General features: G+C 31.9%; 17 protein-coding genes. 11 read left to right on the plus strand and 6 right to left on the minus strand.

Features of this window, described 5'->3' with window-relative positions:
* Positions 1 to 19 precede the first annotated feature (19 nt).
* From CELLY_RS09550 to acs, 7 genes are all read left to right on the plus strand, one after another.
* A complete protein-coding gene (locus tag CELLY_RS09550; RefSeq protein WP_013621470.1) occupies positions 20 to 751 on the plus strand; it encodes a LytR/AlgR family response regulator transcription factor in 732 nt (243 codons plus the stop codon).
* A 21-nt stretch (positions 752 to 772) separates the two neighbouring features.
* Complete coding sequence (locus CELLY_RS09555; protein WP_013621471.1) at positions 773 to 1,291, plus strand: gamma carbonic anhydrase family protein; 519 nt, start codon at positions 773 to 775, stop codon at positions 1,289 to 1,291.
* Positions 1,292 to 1,363: 72 nt separating this feature from the next.
* Positions 1,364 to 2,248, plus strand: coding sequence for an ACP S-malonyltransferase (gene fabD / locus CELLY_RS09560; RefSeq protein ID WP_013621472.1), 885 nt, complete (start codon positions 1,364 to 1,366; stop codon positions 2,246 to 2,248).
* 160 nt (positions 2,249 to 2,408) lie between these two features.
* Positions 2,409 to 4,658: a T9SS type B sorting domain-containing protein gene (locus CELLY_RS16725; RefSeq protein WP_013621473.1), complete on the plus strand. Its 2,250-nt coding sequence runs from the start codon at positions 2,409 to 2,411 to the stop codon at positions 4,656 to 4,658.
* Positions 4,659 to 4,669: 11 nt separating this feature from the next.
* Positions 4,670 to 5,644, plus strand: coding sequence for a PorP/SprF family type IX secretion system membrane protein (locus CELLY_RS09570; RefSeq protein WP_034643142.1), 975 nt, complete (start codon positions 4,670 to 4,672; stop codon positions 5,642 to 5,644).
* Positions 5,645 to 5,654: 10 nt separating this feature from the next.
* Entirely contained in the window at positions 5,655 to 7,586 is a 1,932-nt protein-coding gene (locus CELLY_RS09575; RefSeq protein ID WP_013621475.1) for an OmpA family protein, read from the plus strand.
* A 324-nt stretch (positions 7,587 to 7,910) separates the two neighbouring features.
* On the plus strand, positions 7,911 to 9,818 hold the full coding sequence (acs, locus tag CELLY_RS09580) for an acetate--CoA ligase (RefSeq protein WP_013621476.1): 1,908 nt from the start codon (positions 7,911 to 7,913) through the stop codon (positions 9,816 to 9,818).
* 45 nt (positions 9,819 to 9,863) lie between these two features.
* Here the strand turns inward: acs and CELLY_RS09585 are convergent, their stop codons facing one another.
* Together CELLY_RS09585 and CELLY_RS09590 are read right to left on the minus strand one after the other, a co-directional pair.
* The gene (locus CELLY_RS09585) at positions 9,864 to 11,138 is read right to left on the minus strand and encodes an NRAMP family divalent metal transporter (protein ID WP_013621477.1); all 1,275 of its coding nucleotides are present in this window, start codon (positions 11,136 to 11,138) and stop codon (positions 9,864 to 9,866) included.
* A gap of 11 nt (positions 11,139 to 11,149) precedes the next feature.
* A complete protein-coding gene (locus tag CELLY_RS09590; RefSeq protein ID WP_013621478.1) occupies positions 11,150 to 11,785 on the minus strand; it encodes a SanA/YdcF family protein in 636 nt (211 codons plus the stop codon).
* Positions 11,786 to 11,941: 156 nt separating this feature from the next.
* Here CELLY_RS09590 and CELLY_RS09595 point away from each other — a divergent pair, with 156 nt between their 5' ends.
* On the plus strand, positions 11,942 to 13,525 hold the full coding sequence (locus CELLY_RS09595; RefSeq protein WP_042257394.1) for a S41 family peptidase: 1,584 nt from the start codon (positions 11,942 to 11,944) through the stop codon (positions 13,523 to 13,525).
* A 127-nt stretch (positions 13,526 to 13,652) separates the two neighbouring features.
* Positions 13,653 to 14,168, plus strand: coding sequence for a hypothetical protein (locus CELLY_RS09600; protein WP_013621480.1), 516 nt, complete (start codon positions 13,653 to 13,655; stop codon positions 14,166 to 14,168).
* 37 nt (positions 14,169 to 14,205) lie between these two features.
* On the opposite strand, the gene CELLY_RS09605 is transcribed toward CELLY_RS09600, so the two are convergent.
* On the minus strand, positions 14,206 to 14,667 hold the full coding sequence (locus CELLY_RS09605; RefSeq protein ID WP_042257397.1) for an Lrp/AsnC family transcriptional regulator: 462 nt from the start codon (positions 14,665 to 14,667) through the stop codon (positions 14,206 to 14,208).
* Between the two features lie 157 nt (positions 14,668 to 14,824).
* On the opposite strand from CELLY_RS09605, the gene metE reads away from it, so the two are divergent.
* Positions 14,825 to 17,143: a 5-methyltetrahydropteroyltriglutamate--homocysteine S-methyltransferase gene (gene metE / locus CELLY_RS09610; protein ID WP_013621482.1), complete on the plus strand. Its 2,319-nt coding sequence runs from the start codon at positions 14,825 to 14,827 to the stop codon at positions 17,141 to 17,143.
* Between the two features lie 50 nt (positions 17,144 to 17,193).
* Here the strand turns inward: metE and CELLY_RS09615 are convergent, their stop codons facing one another.
* From CELLY_RS09615 to CELLY_RS09625, 3 genes are all read right to left on the minus strand, one after another.
* On the minus strand, positions 17,194 to 18,012 hold the full coding sequence (locus CELLY_RS09615; RefSeq protein WP_013621483.1) for a 3-keto-disaccharide hydrolase: 819 nt from the start codon (positions 18,010 to 18,012) through the stop codon (positions 17,194 to 17,196).
* 164 nt (positions 18,013 to 18,176) lie between these two features.
* Positions 18,177 to 19,262 (minus strand): SGNH/GDSL hydrolase family protein, encoded by a 1,086-nt coding sequence (locus CELLY_RS09620; protein WP_013621484.1) that lies wholly within the window; start codon positions 19,260 to 19,262, stop codon positions 18,177 to 18,179.
* Between the two features lie 26 nt (positions 19,263 to 19,288).
* A complete protein-coding gene (locus CELLY_RS09625; protein WP_013621485.1) occupies positions 19,289 to 20,701 on the minus strand; it encodes a pyridoxal phosphate-dependent decarboxylase family protein in 1,413 nt (470 codons plus the stop codon).
* 269 nt (positions 20,702 to 20,970) lie between these two features.
* On the opposite strand from CELLY_RS09625, the gene CELLY_RS09630 reads away from it, so the two are divergent.
* Complete coding sequence (locus CELLY_RS09630; protein ID WP_013621486.1) at positions 20,971 to 22,113, plus strand: MFS transporter; 1,143 nt, start codon at positions 20,971 to 20,973, stop codon at positions 22,111 to 22,113.
* Positions 22,114 to 22,135 lie beyond the last annotated feature (22 nt).

Genomic DNA, 22,135 nt, shown 5'->3' on the forward strand with positions numbered 1-22,135 from the left:
GTTATTAAAAAATAAAGAAATGAAATTAAACGCAATTATAGTTGAAGACGAAGCTAATAGTAGAGAAATTTTAACCAATTACTTATCTAAATATTGTGCTAGTGTAAATTTACTTGGTGAAGCAGCATCTATAAAAGAAGGCTTAGAGCTGATAAATAAACACCAACCCGATTTAATTTTTTTAGATGTAGAAATGCCATTTGGCAATGCTTTTGATTTGCTAGACCAAGTGCCTAACAGAACTTTTGAAACTGTTTTTGTTACCGCATATAACCAGTATGCAATGGATGCTTTAAATAGTCATGCAGCGTATTATTTAATGAAACCCATTAATATAGACGAGTTAATTAAGGCGGTAGAATATGTAGGTGAAATTAGAAGCAAAGAAAATGCTTTGGAAGACCAAATTTTACAGCCAAAAACTAATAAAATAGATGGTAAAATAACATTACCGCAGCAAGATGGTTTTCAGGTTTTAAATGTTGCTGATATTCTTTTTTGCAAAGCCGATGATAATTATACCGAAATTTACCTAGATAATAAAAAGATATTAGTAAGTAAAACACTAAAGTATTTTGAAGAAGCAATGGAAGATTTTCCGTTTGCACGCATTCATAAATCGTACCTAGTAAACGTAAATGCTATAGCTAAATATAAGAAAGGTAAAGGTGGTAGTGTGGTTTTACACAATGGTAAAGAGTTATTGGTTTCTGCATCTAAAAAGAAAGCGCTTTTATCTTATTTTGAATAATTTTTTAAACTTTATACGTAAATGATTTGTAAAGAAGTAAATGGTAAATCACCACAAATAGGAGAAGACTGTTTTATAGCAGAAAATGCAACTATTGTTGGTGATGTGGTAATGGGTAAACAATGTAGTGTTTGGTATAATGCTGTATTACGTGGAGATGTACATTTTATAAAAATGGGAGATAAAGTAAACGTACAAGACGGTGCAGTTGTACATTGTACTTACAAAAAAAGTCCTACTACAATTGGTAATAATGTATCTATTGGTCACAATGCAATTGTGCACGGTTGTACTATTAAAGACAATGTTTTAATAGGTATGGGAAGTATTGTAATGGATGATTGTGTGGTAGAAAGTAATAGCATTATTGCTGCAGGCGCAGTTGTAACAAAAGGTACGCATATACCTTCTGGAACGGTATTTGCAGGTATGCCAGCAAAGAAGATTAAGGATATAAGCATAGAATTGAGCGAAGGAGAAGTGAACCGCATAGCTAATAATTACGTAACATATTCTAGTTGGTTTAAAGACAAGGAATAAACTTTGATAAAAGCAATATGCGTTCTACATAAGTTTACTTATTTTTGTCAATCAATTTAAAAAATAAAAAAGATGAATGCATATATATTTCCTGGTCAAGGAGCACAGTTTGTAGGAATGGGGTTAGATCTTTATGAGAAGTACCCTTTGGCACAAGAATTATTTGAAAAAGCAAATGACATATTAGGTTTTCGTATTACAGACATTATGTTTGAAGGTACACCAGAAGACTTAAAGCAAACTAAAGTTACACAACCAGCAATATACTTACACTCTGTTATAATGAGTAAAGTAATGGGAGATACTTTTAAGCCAGATATGGTTGCAGGACATTCATTAGGAGAATTTTCAGCATTAGTAGCAAATGGAACACTAACTTTTGAAGACGGTTTAAAACTAGTATCTAAAAGAGCTTTAGCAATGCAAAAAGCTTGCGAAATGCAATCTAGTACAATGGCAGCTGTTTTAGGTTTAGAAGATGCTGTTGTAGAAAAAGTTTGCGAAGAAATTGACGGTGTTGTTGTTGCTGCAAATTATAACTGTCCAGGGCAATTGGTTATTTCTGGAGAAGTAGAAGCAATTAATGCTGCTTGTGAAAAATTAAAAGAAGCAGGTGCCAGAAGGGCCTTGTTATTACCAGTTGGTGGCGCATTTCACTCGCCTTTAATGGAGCCAGCAAGAGAAGAGTTAGCTGCGGCTATAGAAAATACAACTTTTAGTGAGCCAAGTTGCCCAATTTACCAAAATGTACCTACTACGGCGGTAAAAAATGCAGAGGAAATAAAGAAGAATTTAATATCACAATTAACAGCTCCTGTAAAATGGACACAAAGTGTGCAAAATATGGTTGCAGATGGTGCAACATTATTTACAGAAGTTGGTCCTGGTAAAGTTTTACAAGGCTTGGTGAAAAAAATTAATAGAGCATCAGAAACTACATCGGCAGAATTAGCTTAAATGCCTCACAAATAAATAAGTAAAGTTACAGGCAATAACTGTTACTTGGGGGTAAAATATGTCCTTTGTCGATTATGTTTATCGACGAATGGCATTTTGGTTAATATTGTAGTCTATCTGTTATAAATTATAGTTGAGTAACACTATCTATAAAAGAAAAATGAAAATTAAACAATTAGGCAGTTTTAAATGTATTAAAAAGCAAAGGACTTTAAGTCTTTTAGTGATGTTCTTTTGTTTTAGTTTTTTTGCTTTTGGACAAAATGTTTCTGTACAGAGAACTAATGATGCTGAAGAAACTGGTCAAGTGGCAGGTAGTTTTAGAATTTCTAGAACAGGTAATACATTTACTGGTTTACGTGTAAATTATACCATAACTGGTACAGCTACTAATGGTACAGATTATGCTTCAATAGGTGGGTCAATATTAATCCCAGTTTTTAATAATAGTATTAATTTGGATATAGATGGTGTGGTAGATGACACCTTAATAGAAGGAGATGAAACTGTAATTATTACACTATCTGAAAACTCAGAATACAATATAAACCCTTTAGCAGCTTCTGCTAGGATTATTATTGTAGATAACGAGCCTGTTTGTGCAACAGCACCAGATGCTCCAGAGTTAAGAACTGGTGAAGAAACTACTTTTTGTGATAGTTTTACTAAAGATTTAAATGACTATGTAGCCAGTGCTACACCAGCAGGTACAGTGCTTACTTGGAGTAGTAGTGATGATTTGTTAGATGATTCTTCTTATTATGATAGTTCTATAATAGGATTTTCGGGAGAATTTTATGGGTTTTATTTAGATGAAGCTAACAATTGTGTTAGTCCGCCTTTAAAAATTACAATAGTTCAAAATAGTAGCCCAACTGTTACAGGGACTTCTGATTCTAGATGTGGAGAAGGTTCTGTAACATTAACAGGAACCACAACAGATGGTTCTTTATTATGGTATGACGCTCCTTCTGGAGGAACATTGGTGCATACAGGATTAAATTTTGATACTCCATCTTTATCAGTTACTACATCGTATTACGTAGAGGCTACAGCAAACGGTTGTACTTCAGATAGGGTAGAGGTTGTGGCAACAATAAATACACAACCTTCTTCTGGTACAGGTACAGATGCTACAGCTTGTTCTTTACCAGGTAATGGAAGAGTAACGGTAGTAAATTTAGATGATCAATTAACAGGTGCAGATACTGGTGAGTGGACATTAACTTCGCAACCTGCATCTAGTTCTATTACAATAGATGCAAATAGTGTAGATTTTGCAAATCAGCCATTAGGAGAGTATCAATTTACATATACAACAACAGGTTTTGTTGCTCCTTGTACAGCAGAGTCTACTACTATAACTATTACGGTGTTAGATTGTGCACCTACAGATACAGATTTATCTGTAACAAAAATAGTAGATAGAGATGAAGTTTTTACAGGTGAAGATGTAGTTTTTACTATTACTGTAGAAAACTTAACCGGAGATCCTGTAACAGCTATAGAAATTACAGATGTTTTAGATGAAACTACTGGTTTTGAATATGTTTCTAATATAGCACAATTAGGTAGTTTTAATAGCGCCACTGGCATTTGGTCAATTGCAGAATTAGCAGCAGGTGAAAGTACCTCATTAGAAATTACAGCTACTGTTATAGATGGTGGTACACACATAAATACCGCAGAAATAACAAGTAGTAACCCTGTAGATACAGCAACAGCAAACAACCAAAGTTCTGCTACAGTTGCTATTAAGCAGATAGATATGTCTATTTCTAAGTCTGTAAACAAAGTAACAGCCACTGTAGGTGATGTTGTTGTTTTTACAATTACATTAACCAATGAAACAGATGGTTTGGTTACAGATATAAGTGTTACAGATATTTTAAATAGTACAACTGGTTTTACACACGTATCCAACACAACTACTACGGGTAATTATGATGCTACAACAGGCGTATGGACGTTAGATGAAATTTTAGGGAATGAAACTCAGGTTCTAGAAATTACAGCTATGGTTTTAGAAGAAGGTACACACGTAAATACTGTAGAAATTACAGATTCTTTTCCTATTGATGAGGCTAATGTAGATAATAACATAGCATCTGTTGCCGTAAGTATAGAGCCAAGAAGTAATGACGAGTGCGGATTTATGTTTAATCAATTTTCTCCAAATTCAGACGGAGTTAATGATTTTTTACGCATTAATTGTATAGAGACTTATCCAAATAATACTTTAACTATTTTTAATAGATTGGGTAGCGAGGTTTATAGCGTAACCAATTACCAAAACAATTGGGACGGTACTTGGAAAAAAGGAGACTTGCCAAACGGAACTTACTTTTATGTGTTAGATTTGGCAGATGGCTCAGAAGTTAAAAAAGGATGGATTCAAATCATAAGATGATACAAAAACAAATGAAAAAATCCCTTCATATATACAAGTGCCTAAGTATACTAATGTTGTTTTTTATTGCAGCTAATTCCTATGCTCAAAAAGAACCACAGTATACGCAGTATATGTACAATATTGGTAGTTTTAACCCTGCTTATGTTGGTAGTGTAGAGGATCCAGAAATTATAAGTTTGTATAGAACCCAATGGGTAGGTGTTCCTGGTGCACCTACCACAATACGCTTAGGAGCAAATATTCCTTTTTCTAATGAAAAAACAGGACTTGGTTTTAATGCATATTCAGACAAGTTAGGACCAATGAGTCAGTCTTTAATAAATGTATCATACTCTTACCAGGTAAAATTATCAGACAATGTAAAATGGTCTTTTGGTATAAATGCAGGAGCATCAATTTTAGATATCGATTTTACAAAAGGAGATTTTGAATATGAGAATGAACCAGCAATACAAGATACACAGTACAATGAGTTTTACCCAATTATTGGCGCAGGTACATTTGTATATGCAGACAATTGGTATTTAGGGCTTTCTGTACCTAACTTGCTAACAAGTACGCTGTATAATGATGAGGTTGCTGTTATTGAAGAAGATAAAACTCAGGTTAACTTTATTGGTGGTGTTGTTTTTGATTTAAGTGATGAACTAAAGTTTAAACCGGCATTTTTGGTAAATTATATTACCGATTCTCCTTTAAACGTAAACTTATCTACTAATTTTTTAATTAGTGATTTGGTGACCGTAGGTGCATCATACAGGTTTGATAATGCGGTAAGCGGTTTAGCAGGTTTTCAAGTGTCTAACTCTATTTATGTAGGATATTCTTATGACTATTCTACAAATGCATTTAAAAACTATAATGATGGCTCTCATGAGGTTATTTTAAAGTTTTATTTAGGTAAATCTGGCGGAACAAAAAGGAGTAAAGGCCCAAAAGACAATAAAAAACCTAAACAAATAGACACACCAAGATTCTTTTAATACAAACAATATGAAATTTAAACTTAGCTTTTTACTTTTAAATTTAGTTGTACTATCTGTTTGTGCTCAAAATTTGAAGTCTGCAGGAGATCGTTATTTCTTTCAATATAAGTATGAGCAGGCAGTTAAAGAATATGAAAAAGAGAGTAAAGAAACTGTACTTACTACGCAACAGTTTTTAAACTACGCAGAGGCATATTTTAATACAAAACAGTTTAAAAAAGCGTGGCAAACTTATGAAATGATTTTGGAAAGTGATGCTATAGTTACTCCATTTCATTACAACAAAATGCTACGTAGTTTATACGCAATATCTGGAAAAGATGAAATGAATAAGTATTTAGAAAACGATACTATTTTAAAAGAAGCATCTTGGGCAGAAAATGCAAAGTTTAATTTTGATATTGAAAATAAAAAAGACGTAGTACTACCTAACTATACTATTTTTAATATAAAAGGAAATAGTATTGCGGCAGACTTTTCACCATCATTTTACAAAGATAAATTACTTTTCACTAGTGATAGAGTGCTTACTTTAGCAAAGAAAAAAAAGAAAAAAGAAGAGAGAATATACTTAGATATTTATGAAAGTGAAATAGAGGATGATGGTGATATTACCAATGTAAAACCATATAACAGTATTCCTAAAGCTAACTTTCATGAGGCAACACCATATTACTCTGCAGAGTTAGATAAGTTATTTTATGTGCTATCTAATGAAAAAAATGGTGAAATGCTGTATGATGAAAAAGGAAAAAATGCACTTTCTATTGCAGAAGTAGACCGTAACAATAGGTTTAATTTTATACTTAAGCACTTAAGTACTAGCTTTTATTATCCTTTTTACGATGCAAATTCTCAGCGTTTATATTTTGCTGCTAATTTTGAAGATAGCAGCTATGGAGGTACAGATATTTATTATGTAAATACCAGCAATGGACAAATTATGTCTGCGCCAATAAATTTAGGACCAAGGGTAAATACTCCTGGAAATGAAATTTCTCCTTTTGTTTTTGAAAACGGATTATATTTTTCTTCTGATGTTTTTTATGGCTACGGAGGTATGGATATTTACAAGTCTAATTTAAAGGCAGATGGCAGTGCAGGTGTACCAATAAATTTAGGAAAAGGTATTAACTCCGCTAAAGACGACTTTGGTTTTATTGTAAAAAATAATACTACTGGCGGCTTAGAAGGTTACTTTTCATCTAATAGAGATGGTGGTAAAGGTAAAGATGATATTTACGGTTTTACAGTAGCAGAAAAGCCTAAACTTAATACCATTGTATTGCAGGGTAAAACTTTAAATCCACTAACTAATATTAGGATTGGTAATGTAGCTATAAAAGTACTAGACCAAAATAATAAAGTAATAAAAGAGTTAGAGTCTGCAGAAGATGGTTCTTATGAAATAGAAGTGCCTTGGCAAGAAAAAATTACAATAATAGCTTCTAAAAAGAAATACTCTTTATTTAGACAGTTTTATACTGCTGAAGAATTAAAAAATAAAAAACAAACTCCTATATACTTAGACTTTGCAGATGATTTTGTGGTAGAAAAAGAAGGAAAATCTATGCTTAAGTTAAATAAGTTTATTTTTAAAACCAAAAGCAGTAAACTTACACCAGATATTATAAAAGAGTTAGATAAGGCAATAACAATAATTAAAAAGTTCCCAGAGTTTAACCTTCAAATAGAATCGCATACAGACAGTAAGGGAGGTTCTTCATCTAACTTTAGAATTTCACAAGCACGTGCAGATAATATTAAAAAATACCTTTTAAATAACGGTATACCTTCTAAAAATATTTTATACACTATTGGTTACGGAGAAGATCACGTACTAAACAAATGTGTAAATGGTGTGTATTGTATAGACTACTTTCACGCAGAAAACCGTAGGTGCAACATTGTTGTTTTAAATTATAAAGAGCTGTATTAATACAGCTCTTTTTTTGTAATTATAGTATGCTTAAATGTATTTCTTATAGCTAGTTAAGTTTATTGAATATTACTATAATTTTTTTGTACTAATTAAACGAATACTTTTCTATATTTTCCTATATTTAATAATTCAATTAATTTTATAGGAAATCATTCTTTAAAACATAGTTTTAAGAGCAAAAAATCACATATTTAGCAAATTTATTGTGTTTATGTTTTTTAGTTCTTTTAGGTTGATGTGCATTATCATCAAACAAAATAACTATTGTTTTAATGATGCAATACTAGTTATTGGTAACCATAAGCACAAAACAAATAACGTATGAGTAATTATCACATTAAGCATTTAGAGGAGTATTTTCAGGTATACCGAAAATCTGTACGTAACCCAGAAGCATTTTGGGAAGAAATAGCTGAAGAACATTTTTTATGGAGGAAAAAGTGGGATAATGTTTTAAGTTGGGATTTTTCTAAACCAGAGGTTAAATGGTTTGAAAATGCAAAACTGAATATTACGGAGAATTGTATAGACAGACATTTAACAACTAGAGGAGAAAAAACAGCAATTCTTTTTGAACCTAACAACCCTAATGAGGAAGCGCAACACATTAGTTATTACGAGTTGCATAAGCGTGTTTGTAAAATGGCTAATGTATTAAAAGAAAACGGCGTTAAAAAAGGTGATAGGGTTTGTATTTACTTACCTATGATTCCGGAATTAGCAGTTTCTTTATTAGCTTGTGCAAGAATAGGAGCTATACATTCTGTTGTTTTTGCAGGCTTTTCTTCTAATGCATTGGCAACAAGAATTAATGACTCTGATTGTAAACTTGTAATTACCTCTGATGGTTCTTTTAGAGGTAAAAAGTCTATTGATTTAAAAGGTATTGTAGATGTTGCTTTAAATGATTGTCCTGGGGTAAAAACTGTTTTGGTAGCAAAACGTACCAATGCAGAGATTACAATGGTAGAAGGTAGGGATAAGTGGTTACAACCACTGTTAGATGAAGCTTATGGAGATTGTGTGGCAGAAATAATGGATGCAGAAGATCCATTATTTATTTTATATACATCTGGTTCTACTGGTACGCCAAAAGGTATGGTACACACTACAGGTGGTTATATGGTGTATACAGCGTATACGTTTAAAAATATTTTTCAGTATAAAGAAAATGATATTTATTGGTGTACAGCAGATATTGGGTGGATTACTGGCCACTCTTACATTGTTTATGGTCCTTTAGCAAATGGCGCTACTACAGTAATGTTTGAAGGTGTGCCTTCTTATCCAGATTTTGGACGCTTTTGGGAAGTTGTAGAAAAACATAAAGTGACTCAGTTTTATACCGCACCAACAGCTATTAGAGCTTTAGCAAAAGAAAATATGGATTTTGTAGAAAACCATGATTTATCTTCCTTAAAAGTATTGGGCTCTGTAGGCGAACCTATAAATGAGGAAGCCTGGCATTGGTATAACAATAATGTAGGTAAAAATAATAGTCCTATTGTAGATACGTGGTGGCAAACAGAAACTGGTGGAATTATGATTTCTCCTATACCGTATGTTACACCGACAACACCTACATATGCAACGTTGCCTTTTATTGGTATACAACCTGCCTTAATGGATGAAAACGGACAAGAAGTAAAAGGAAATCAAGTAGAAGGGCGTTTGTGTATTAAATATCCCTGGCCTTCTATTGCAAGAACTATTTGGGGCAATCATGAAAGATATAGAGATACCTATTTTTCTGCCTATAAAGACAAATATTTTACAGGTGATGGCGCATTAAGAGATGGTGTTGGTTATTACAGAATTACAGGTCGTGTAGATGATGTTATTATTGTATCTGGACATAATTTAGGTACCGCACCAATTGAAGATACCATAAATGAGCATCCGGCTGTAGCAGAATCTGCAATTGTAGGTTTTCCGCATGATGTAAAAGGAAATGCTTTGTATGGTTATGTTATTTTAAAAGAGTTTGGTGAAACTAGAGATAGAGATAATTTACGAAATGAAATAAATCAGCAAATAACAGAACACATTGGACCTATTGCTAAGCTAGATAAAATACAATTTGTAACTGGCCTGCCTAAAACAAGAAGTGGTAAAATTATGCGTCGTATTTTGCGTAAAATAGCTTCTAATGATACGGGGAATTTAGGTGATATTAGTACGTTGCTAAATCCAGAAATTGTTAAGGAAATTATGGATAACTCACTATAAAACACAGTATGTAGTTTAAACCGACTTTTTACAGAGTCGGTTTTTTTATGCAATAATTTCTATATAACAATAGTAAACAGCAAAAAGACTTAAAAATAAAATGCCCAGGTAAGTAAGTATTTGTAACCACTTTTTAGGCTGGTGCTCTTTAGCTACATCTGTACTTAGTACATTTTTTAAATTCATATAACCAACTACAGGAGCTACTATAAAAGATACAAATGTAGCCAAAGCTACTACTTTTCCCATATTAGAATTAAAAAATACAATTACAGCCAAATTTATAACCGTAAGCACAAGTACGGCTATCGTAAAATAAGATTTACTTTGTTTTTTTATTTCTTCAGTGGTATTATTTGGCTTGTTTTTTAGTTTTTGTAATACATCAATACTAACCCTTGCAATTGCATCATGAGCCGTCATACAAGAACTAAACATTGTTGCAAAAGCAGCTGTAGCAACAAAAATGGTTGTCCACTCACCAATATGTACAGTAAATAAATTAATTAGTTGATCTGCAAAACCTACAGCACTACTACTCATTTCTGTATTTGTGCCATAAAGAGATAAGCACCCAATTGTCATAAAAAATATAGCAAGTATTGCAGTAACAATGTAGCCAAAGTTAAATTCAGACAATGCTTCTTTAAGGTTTAATTTTTTGTTGGTTAGTTTTTGCTTTTCAATGGTCCACATACTTAACCAACTAGAGGTTTCTACGGCAGTAGGCATCCAACCAACTAAACCAATAATAAATAAAATGCTGGCATTGCTAAAAAGTGACGGAGGATTAAAGTTGGCAACTTCATTAACCTTACCCTTAAAAATAACCATAGCAGTTGTAGCTAAAAGCGCAATTCCTAAAATTGAAACTATAATTTTTAAAGATTTTTCTAAAAAAACATATTTACCAATAATAAGTAGTGCAGATATAAAAGCAAATAAAGCAAATGCAACTAGGGTTATAGATGCATTTGTGAAATTTAAAAGATTTATAAGTAAACCAGAAGTTACCAAATACAAAGCTGCTAAAATGGTAAATGTAGACACAAGTGTAATTAGTGCATAAAACCATAAATACCCTTTACCACGATTTAAATAGCCCTCTATAAGTGTTTTGTTAGTAGCGTTGGTATACCTAATACCAAACTCAAAAAAAGGATATTTTAAAATATTAGCAAGTATAATAGGTACTAACATTATCCAACCATATTGTGCCCCAGCTTTGGTAGACAATACTAGGTGAGAGGTGCCAATTGCCATACTTGCAAAAAGTAACCCTGGCCCTAAATTTTTAAGTAAAGTTGTAATTTTTTGCATTGTAGTATGTACTATTCTATCACTATTTTTTCGCCGTAAAATTTAGGTTCAGTATTAAACAATATGTCTAAAAACACTTTAACACGTGCTAAATATTCTCTGGTTTGCACTTTTAAACCTGCTTTTCCGTTTAAGTCTTTAGCATTAAAACCAACAGCAGTAAGGCCTTTTTTTTCTGCAATATAAATAGCTCTTTCATTATGAAACTTTTGAGATATTACAGTAACATTATCTAAGCTAAAAATAACGTGTGCACGCACCATAGAGTCTAAAGTTCTAAAGCCGGCATAGTCTAAAAATATTTTTTCTGCAGGAATACCTTTTTTTACAAGATCTCTTTTAAAAGTATCTGGCTCATTATAGTACTTACTGCCATTATCACCACTAACCAAAACAAAGTCTATTTTTTGCGCTTTGTACAAAGCAATTGTTGCATTTATACGGTGTACGTAATAAGGGTTAGGACTCCCATTTGTTAGTTTGCTAGTTGTGCCTAAAACCAAGCCAACTCTATTGTGTGGTACAGTGTTTACTGCATAATAGGTTTTTCCATTAGCGGCATTTTTAATAACGCTATTAGAACAAAAAATTGCCAATAAAGGCAATGCAATTAGTATAAAAAGGAGTATGGCAATTTTTTTCTTCATACAAGTTAAAGGTACAAAATAGAGACTTAGGATTGATGAAAATAAAATATTGTTAAAAATTATTTTCGATGTATTCAATAATTTAACTTTATTGGCATAAAATATGTTATGTTTTTTAATAAAAAATATAAAGTCAAACCACTAAACCACAAACCTTTGATAAAAATTTTATATTCCTTTTTAGTATTTGTGCTGCTTATTTCCTGCGCAAGTGTAGACAAACACAACAAGCAAATAACTAAGTTGCATAATGTAGAAGAACTGCATAAAGATGTTGATGTAGCTTACCGAAAACTACAAAAATTACACCCTCAATTATATCTTTATACGTCTAAAAAGGAGTTAGATGCAAAATTTAAAACCTTAAAGGATAGTATTACAGAGCCTATGACAACTTACGCTTTTTATGAGAAATTAGCTCCTGTTGTAGCAGAGGTTAGGCAAGGACATGCAGGTATTTCTGTGCCAACAAAAAAATATACACGTAAAGAAGGTAAAGCTTTAAATAAACTAAAAAATGAATGGTCTTATTTAAGGTTTGAGAATGTAGAAGATGCTGTTTTGGTTAAGAATACTCTTGGAGAAGACAGTACAATGGTAGGTAGTAGAGTGGTTAAGTTAGGAGATGATTCTGTTGATGACTTGCTAAAAAAATACAAAACTTATTTTTCTTCAGACGGCTATAACACAACTTTTCATAACAAATATTCTGCGCAGAAATTAGCTAGATATTACTATTATGATAAAGGTAGATTAGATAGTTTAGAGGTTACATTTTCTAAAAATGATAGTTTATATACCAAAATTTTTAGAAGAATACCAAGAGACTCTACAAGGTTTCCTAAAGCAAAAAAAGATAGTTTAAATGATAAAAAACCAATTAAAAAGACGAAAGAAGAACGAAAACTTGCTTCAAAAAAGTTAAAGAAAGAACTAAAGGATTATCATAAATACGGATATAGTTACTCTGAAAAGTATTATAACAGAAATTTAGATTTTATAGGTGAAGATAGTAGCGTTGCTTATATGAAAATTAGAAGCTTTACTAGAGGTGATTACGAAGCTTTTTATGAAGAGGCTTTTAAAAAAATAGACTCAGCAAAAACTGAAAATTTAATTATAGACTTACGTGATAATGGAGGTGGTAGATTGGTAGAAATTCACGATTTATATTCTTACTTAGCAAAGGATAAATTTAAGTTTATTGAGGAAGGAGAGGTAAACACAAGATACCCAATGATAAAGTCTTATATGTCTCGTAACAAAACAGTTTATGGAGCAGCATACAAGTCTTTATTTGTGCCGTTTCTATTTTTTAAAGAAGTTTTTAAGGCGCACAAAAAAAATGGGAAGCTAGTATATAAGTTTAAGGAATCTAAGATAGCAGCACCTAAAGAAAATAATTATAAAGGTAATGTGTATGTATTAATAAATGGCCGTTCTTTTTCTGCATCTTCTGTATTTTCTAATGTTATAAAAGCACGTAAAAGAGGCATTATTGTTGGTGAGGAAACAGGCGGTGCTTATAATAGTACTGTTGCAGGCCAAACAAAATTGGTTAGACTGCCAAATTCTAAGCTAATGTTATACTTTGGATTAATGGTTTTAGAAACACCTTTTAAAACTGAAATTGAGGGGTATGGCGTTAAACCAGACATAGTTATTACACCTACTTTAGAGGATCGTGCAAACAATTACGATCCAGAGCTAGATTGGATTTTAAATTCAATAAATAAATAAGTTTTTACTGTACAACTTTATAAAACAGTTGTTCTACAACGGTAAACAAGTGTTTTGCAACATTAATTATGCATCTTTTATGTAAGCGTTTAGTTTTGGCAATAAATAACTAAACCCCAAACAAAAAATGAAAAAAATTACGTTACTAATTGTGTTTGCAGTAATGGCTGTAAACTTATCTGCACAAGAAGGATTAAAAATAGGTATACAAGGTGGTATTCCTTTAGATGATTATACAGATAATGTAAGTTTAATAGTTGCTGCAGATATAGGCCATATGTGGGCATTGGGTGAAGTAGTAGACTTAGGTGTAACTGGTGGCTACATACACGGCTTTGCAGAAAAATACCATACAGGCACTATTACTAATGATTTACCTGATATTCAGTTTTTAAAAGCTGCAGCTTCTGTGCGTGTTTGGACATCCAATTCTTTTTCTTTTGGCGCAGATTTAGGTCAGGGTTTTGGACTAAATGATGATAATGAAGGTGGCTTTTATTACAGACCTCAAATAGGTTATTTAATGGGAGAAAGTACAGAGCTTAATTTATCATATACAGGCATACAATTAGGAGATAATACAGAATGGTCTACGGTATCTATAGGTATTATGCACACCATAAAAACAATAAAGAGATTCTAAATAAAGAATACAAGATTTTAAAACACCTACAGTATATCTAAATTGGTATAGCGTAGGTGTTTTTTATTTCTCCCATTACAAATGTACTGTGCGTGCTTCCTACACTTTTTACAGAGCCCAAGCCATTTAACACAAAGTCTTGGTAATGCAGCATATCTTTTACTTGCACTTTAAGTAAAAAATCAAAATCACCAGAAATATTGTAACACTCTGTTACTTCTTTTATTGACTTAATTTCTTTTACAAAATTGTGCCCTATATCTTTAGTGTGCTGCTTTAGTTTAATATTACAAAAAACAGTTAATCCTTTCTCTAACTTTTCGGCATCTAAAACAGCAACATATTTTTTTATAAATCCATTTCTTTCTAACCTTTTTATTCTTTCAAAAACTGGCGTTGTAGATAAATTTACTTTGTTGGCCAATTCTTTAGAAGTTAGGTTAGCGTTTAATTGTAGTAATCGTAAAAGTTGTACATCTATCTGGTCTAAGTTGCTCATAGAAAATTTATCTAAAAATTGATTTGAAACAAATGTATAAAAGATTATTATTCTTTTTACTACATATCTTGTAGTTGTTATTTCTAAAATCAACAACTTATTTAGCTAAAATATTTATTATACTAAACTTTGCATAGAATAATAAATTTACAATGCTATGAAAACTAATGTTTTAGGTTACCCAAGAATTGGAGCTAAAAGAGAGTTAAAAAAAGTAAGCGAGAAGTACTGGAAAGGTACAGCTACTAAAACCGAATTGGTAGAAATGGGTAAGCAGTTAAAACTTTACAATTGGAAATTAATGCAAAAGGCAGGAGTAGATCTTATTCCGTCTAACGATTTTTCTTTTTACGATCAGGTTTTAGATGCTACCTTAACCTACGGTTGTATTCCTGCAAGATATCAGAAAATAAAAGAAAAAGAATCTAAGCTAAACTTATATTTTGCTATGGCAAGAGGCTTACAAAATAATGAGTTTGATGTTACTGCTATGGAAATGACTAAGTGGTTTGATACCAATTATCATTATTTAGTGCCAGAGTTTACAGCTAATCAAGATTTTGAATTGTTCTCTTTAAAACCTGTAGAGGAGTTTAAAGAAGCATTAGCACATAACATTACTACAAAACCAGTAGTATTAAGTCCGGTTACTTATTTGCTTTTAGGAAAGGAAAAAGAGGAGGGCTTTAATAAAATAGATTTGTTAAACAATTTGTTACCTGTATTTTTTGAGTTGATAACAGAGTTGGTTGCAGCTGGGGCAACACACGTACAATTAGATGAACCTTGTTTGGCATTAAACCTTACAGCTAAAGATAGGCAGGCAGTAACTAAATTGTATACCCAATTAGCCGGTAAATTTCCCGACTTAAAAATTATTTTAACTAGTTATTTTGATTGTTATGGAGATAATTTAGAAACTGTACTTCAGTTACCAGTATACGCTTTACATTTAGATTTGGTGCGTTGTTCTTTACAATTAGATGATGTTTTAAATGCGACTAATTTTAAGAATGATAAAATACTTAGTTTAGGTTTGGTTGACGGACGAAATATTTGGAAAAATAACTTTGAAGATACAATTGCAACACTTAAAAAGGTTGAAGAAAAAATAGGAAAAGAGAATGTTTGGTTAGCAACCTCTTGTTCTTTATTGCACTCACCTTACGATTTAGATTTGGAACAGAATGAAGAAACGTTACCTGCAAGTGTAAAACAATGGTTGGCTTTTGCTAAACAAAAAGTAGATGAGTTGGTTACAATTAAAAAACTTGCTATAGGAGACACAAGTAAAGAGGTTGTTGCTAAATTATTAAGTAACACTAAGGCGCATAAAGCAAAAAAAGAATCTTTAGTTATACATAATGCTGCGGTAAAAGCAAGAATAGGTTTGTTAACTGCAAATGATAGTGAGCGTAATGCAGAGTTTTCAACACGTCAAAAAATTCAAAAAAATAAACTAAAGTTACCAGTATACCCAACAACAACTATTGGGTCTTTTCCACAGACAAAAGAAGTAAGGAGTTGGCGATCTAAATTCAAGAAAAAAGAACTTAGTTTAGATGCTTACAATACATTAATTCAAAAAGAAATTGAAGAAACCATACGTTTTCAAGAAAAAATAGGGTTAGATGTACTTGTACACGGTGAGTGTGAGCGTAATGATATGGTAGAGTATTTTGGAGAAAAACTAGATGGTTTTGCTATCTCTAGTTTTGGTTGGGTACAAAGTTATGGTAGTAGAGCTGTAAAACCACCAATATTATTTGGAGACGTATCTAGACCAGTGGCAATGACAGTTAACTGGTCTGCCTATGCACAGTCTTTAAGTTCTAAAGTAGTAAAGGGTATGTTAACAGGGCCGGTTACTATTTTACAATGGTCTTTTGTACGTAATGACCAACCAAGGTCTGAAACCTGTAAGCAAATAGCCTTAGCAATTAGAGATGAGGTTGTAGATTTAGAAAAAGCAGGTTTACAGGCTATTCAAGTAGATGAACCTGCTATTAGAGAAGGTTTACCATTACGAAAAGAATATAGAGATGCATATTTAACTTGGGCTGTAGAGAGTTTTAAAATAGCTACTTCTGGAGTGGCAGATAAAACGCAAATACATACGCATATGTGCTATTCTGAGTTTAATGATATTATAGAGCATATTACTAAATTAGATGCAGATGTAATTACTATAGAAACCTCTAGATCTAAAATGGATTTATTAAACGTATTTGTAGATTATAAATATCCTAATGAAATTGGTCCTGGTGTTTATGATATACACTCGCCACGTGTACCTACATTGCAAGAGATAGAAGATCTTTTAGAAAAAGCAAGTAAGTTGTTGCCTGTAGATAATATTTGGGTAAATCCGGATTGCGGATTAAAAACTAGAGATTGGCCAGAAACAAAAGCTGCTTTAGAAAATTTGGTGGCTGCTGCAAAAACAATGCGTTCTAAATTAAAAACTGCCTATTAAAATAAGCTGAATAAAAAAGCCTTTAGATTTTACTAAAGGCTTTTAATTTTTTACTTTTTGGTAAGTAGTTCGTTAATTACTTCTGTAAGCTTAGCTTTATCTGTGATGTATTTTTCTAGGTTTACTATTTCTACTTTTCTAAAATCTACAGGATGACTCTCACTTTGTAAAGAGATGCTACCACTAGTTAATGGTTTTCCTTCTTTGGCTCCGTTTACAGGGTCTAGTTGAGGTTTTGTATAACGCAGTACTTCTTCACCATTTACATAATGTACTATTAAAGAATCTTTTAAAACCAAAGCTTCAACACGTACCCATTGGTCTCCGTGGTATGTTTTAGATGTAGATTTTGCACAATGTTCTTGTATTATCTCATCATTAAACACATACTGTGTACCAGGTGTGCAAATATTAGCAGTAGGGCGGTCATCTTTTCCGTTGCCTCCTAAAAGTTGTACTTCTATAGAGTTAGGAAAATCTTGCTCTACCGTCATTGTATTAGGAGACTGTCCGTGAATCATAATACCACTATTTCTAGTAGCCCAACCTTCACCACCTTTGGCTTGCTCTCCTACAAACCTGTACTCTACACCAATTAAGTATGCGCTGTAAGGCTTTTTGTAAAATAGGTGTCCGTATTGCTGATTAAAATCTCCGTAGTTGTTATAACGCACTTGTATGTTGCCATCTTTTACGCTAAAAGTATTGGCGTAATTATCATTTAACGGATGGTTTCTTATTTTTACTTGCCAACCTTTAAGGTCTTTACCATTAAAAAGTTGTTTCCATTTTGGTTTGTTATTGTTGCAGCTCATTATAAAAAGTGAGCATATAAGAATAACAATTACATTATAGGTTTTGGTTTTCATATTTTTGGTAGATTATTTAGGATCTGCTAAAATATAAATTTAAGGGAGAGTTGTAATGTATATGATGTTAAATCTGTAGAAAAAACTTACAGCTTTGTTTGTTTTTAAATTAGCACGTTTAAATTTTACATTGCAGAAATGTAATTGTAAAATAAAAAAAATACTTACCAGTTTATGTTTTTATCAATAAAAGCAATAAGACTTTTGGCCATTTCTTTTTGCTCATTTATACTTGGGTGTCCAGGAGTGTTTTTATAGGGCATAAAATGTGTGTAAACATTTTTATCTGCTATTTTAGCTGCTGCTTTGCTAATAAAATTCATCCATTTAGAGTTTTCTTTTGTGGCATCCATAGCTCCAAGAGCGCATATAATTTTAGCTTTAGGGTATTCTTTTCTTAAGCTAGTAATAAAGTTTTGATAAGCAGTAATAAAAAAGTCATCTTCTGGTTTTTTGTACCCAAACCGGTGTTTAAACTCTTCATTTTTTGGCATATTCACTATCCAAGAATCATTCTGAAATAAATTTACAACTACTACATCTGGTTGGTATAAAGAAAAGTCCCATACACTGTTTTGGTTATTGGGGTCTAGTCTATTGTAAAGCTCTGGCATTATTATAGGAAACCAACTTACTGTAACTCCAATTCCGCTTTTACAAATAGCTCTGTATTCTGCATTAAAATGTCTGGCAGTTAGGGCAGCATAACTTAGGTAATTGTTTGTGTATGTACTATCTGGTCTGTCTTTTCCGGTAAAATCTTCTACAGCATAACCAGCAGTAATGGAGTTTCCGTAAAATTCAATTTTTCTAGCTTTAGGGGCATCTTTTGGTAATATTTTACCTTGCTTATTCAGTTTAAAACCAAAAAAGCTTGTTTTTCCTTTATCCCATTCTGTTCTTTTGAATAGCTCTACAGTATGCTTTCCTTTTTTTAAATTGCTGGCAAGCGTATAATAGCGTTTTGTAGTATCTAATCGTAATAATTTAGCGCTGTCATTATCAACAAGAACATTATAATAATTTTCTCCTTTTTCATCTTGTAATAATGCTTGTATGCTAGTGCCTTCAAAATTTAATTTTATAGATGTACCAGACCAGTGTAAGTCTGTGCTATCTGTAGTGTTACTATTTACTCTTCCCCAATATGTAATGTCTTTATTTGTATTGGTTATTATGGTTTTTGTAGTGCTTTTACAAGAAGTAAGCACTACAATTGATAAGATGAGAACGTAAAAAGAAAATTTCATTTTATATAAAATAATACATTGTTGGTTTAGTGTTGATAAGTAGTTTTAAGGGCTCTTTCAATTTCTGTTATAACTACAGTAATATCTTTTTTATTGGTACGCCAATTTACAAAAGAAGCCCTAACCCCTTTAGTGTTTCTATATACTGTTGGTGTCATATACACTTTACCTTCTTTGTTTAGTTCGGTTATAAAAAGAGGTATTTTATCTTGTTTATTTTTATCCTTTAAAGAAAAACAAACATTGTTTAAACGTGTAGGGGTTAGTAGTATTAGCTCGTTATTTTGAGTAATATACTCATCTAACATTTGTGCCATTTTAACTGAGTTTTCTACAATATCTTTGTAACCATCTATACCATAGGCAACAAGAGAAAACCAAGCAGGTAAAGCTCTTAGTCTTCTAGAGTTTTCTGGTAAAAAGTTTAGATAATTAAAGTTTTCTAAAGGGTCTCCTAAATATGGAGCATTAGAATTTTGAAATGTTTGAAGCTGTAGTAAGTTGAGCTTTTCTTTAATAAAAAAAACGGCACTATCATATGGTACATTCAGCCATTTGTGGCAATCTATAGTTATGCTATCTGCATTTTCCCAGCCTTTAACTAAATGTTTGTATTTTGGAGAGCATCCTGCAAAAGCACCAAACGCACCATCTATATGCCACCAAAAATTATATTTTTTATGTAATGTGTTTATAGCTTCAAAATTATCAAAATCTGCAGAGTTTACGGTTCCTGCACTAGAGATAAGTATAAATGGTTGGTTGTCTAAAGCTTTAATTTTTTGCTCTAAATCATTAATATCTATAGACTCTCTGTTGCCTTCTTCAACTTTTATTTTACTAACGTTAGTACTGCCTATACCAAGCATAGATAAAGATTTTATAGCAGAAGAATGAGGTACAGCAGATAGTATATTTATTGGTATAGAAATGCCATTTTTTGCAAAATCTTTTCCTTTTTGTTTCCCAAACCATTGCCTGGCTACTGCCAAGCAAGTAAAATTAGACATTGTAGCACCAGAAACAAACCCGCCTAAAAAGTTATGTGGTAAAGCAAACAAATCTAACAATAACTTTATAGTTTCTTGTTCTATTTGCACAGATACATCTCCTTGGGCAGAGGTTGTTTGCGGATTTTGATCATAAATAGTTGTGAGCCAATCACCAATAACAGCAGCAGGTGTAGACCCGCCAACTACGTAGCCCAAATATCTAGGGCCAGAAGAAGCAACAATAGTGTCTTTAAATTTTTTATTAAATAACTTAAGTGTATTTAATCCTCCAATACCCTCTTTATTTAAGCCTTCATAAATAGTATTTAACACAGGTAAAGTAGTTTTTTCTGTATCAATATTTTTAAAATATGCAGTGCCTTGTATAGCTACTTTTTGTAATAATTGGTCAAAATTATTAAAATCTTCTTCAAGCAGTTTATTCATAATTTAATAAAGCTTTATGGTGTAAAATAGGATGCCTAATTGGTTTACAAGTTAAAAAAACAAAGTAACCTAAATGTTATTTTTATTGTTTTTTAAAAGTTAACCTATGCTATTTTAGTTTTAATATGAGTTATTTTTTTGCAATAGAATCTGATATTTAATATACAAAAGGCAGAAGAGTTTACGCGTAGTTTAGTTATTTCCATTTTGGTATACTCTATTAGAAAAATGGCACAGTAGAAAGCAAATTAGTATTGCAATTTTGCAATATGAAAAAAATAACAAACTTAGGAATATTTACACTGTTATTGGTAAGTAGCTTAACAATAATGGTAGGTACAGTTATTGCGCCATCTTTAACAGGAATTGTAGAAAATTTAAATTTTAGTTTTTCTCCAGGTTGGTTAATTACACTACCATCTTTGGGAGTAGTAGTATTTGCACCAATAGTGGGTAAACTTTTACATAAAACAGGTTCTTATACTATGTTGTGTTTGGGGTTGGTGCCATATGCACTTTTAGGAGTTGCTGGGGCGTATATTACAAACGACTATATTTTAATGCTAGACCGGTTTTTATTAGGAGCAGCTACAGTTGCAGTGCAAGTGTCAGTAACTTCTTTTATTGCAGATTTTTTTACGGGTGAAAAAAGAATGAAACTTATTGCTTGGCAAGGTATGTCTATAGAATTAGGTGGTGTAATTTTTCTTTCTATTGGTGGTATACTTGGGCAGTGGCATTGGCAGTATCCGTTTTTTATATATTTATTAGCAATTGTGTGTTGGTTGTTGGTCATAAAAACATTGTTTAAAACAATTAAAAGTGATGAAGTTGTGGCTAAACAAGAGAAAAAAGAAAGTAAGCTAGCTATAAAAACTATTTTTTATGCTTCATTACTGTCTATGGTATTGTTCTTTGTTAGTTTTGTAACCTTACCCATTTATTTGCCAAAATCTATTGGTTTTACAGAGTCTTACACTGGTTATTTTATGGCATTTATATCTGTAATTGCTATTATTACAGCAAGTCAAATGCCTAGGGCAGTTAAAAAAATAGGAGATGGTAAAGTGGTAGCTTTGGGTTTTTTATTTTTTATGCTAGGGTATGTTACACTAGCTTTTTTTAATAGTATACCTCTATTGATTTTAAGTGCTGTATTTATTGGCACAGGTTTTGGCTTTACAATACCACTTTTAAACCATATGATGATAGAGGTTAGTGCGCCTAAAAATTTGGGAAAAAACTTAGGCTTGTATTCAATGGGAGTTTTTGGCGGCCAATTTTTATCAACTTTTATAGAATATATATCTACAAATTATGCTGTTGTGTATACTGTAACTGCTTTATTAGCTCTGGTTATAGGTATTGTACTTTATTATGCATTTAAAAAAATAGAAGAGCATAACCAATAAATATAGTATGCCTATATTTAAA

It is taken from the genome of Cellulophaga lytica DSM 7489, assembly GCF_000190595.1.
In the GTDB taxonomy this organism is placed as follows: domain Bacteria; phylum Bacteroidota; class Bacteroidia; order Flavobacteriales; family Flavobacteriaceae; genus Cellulophaga; species Cellulophaga lytica.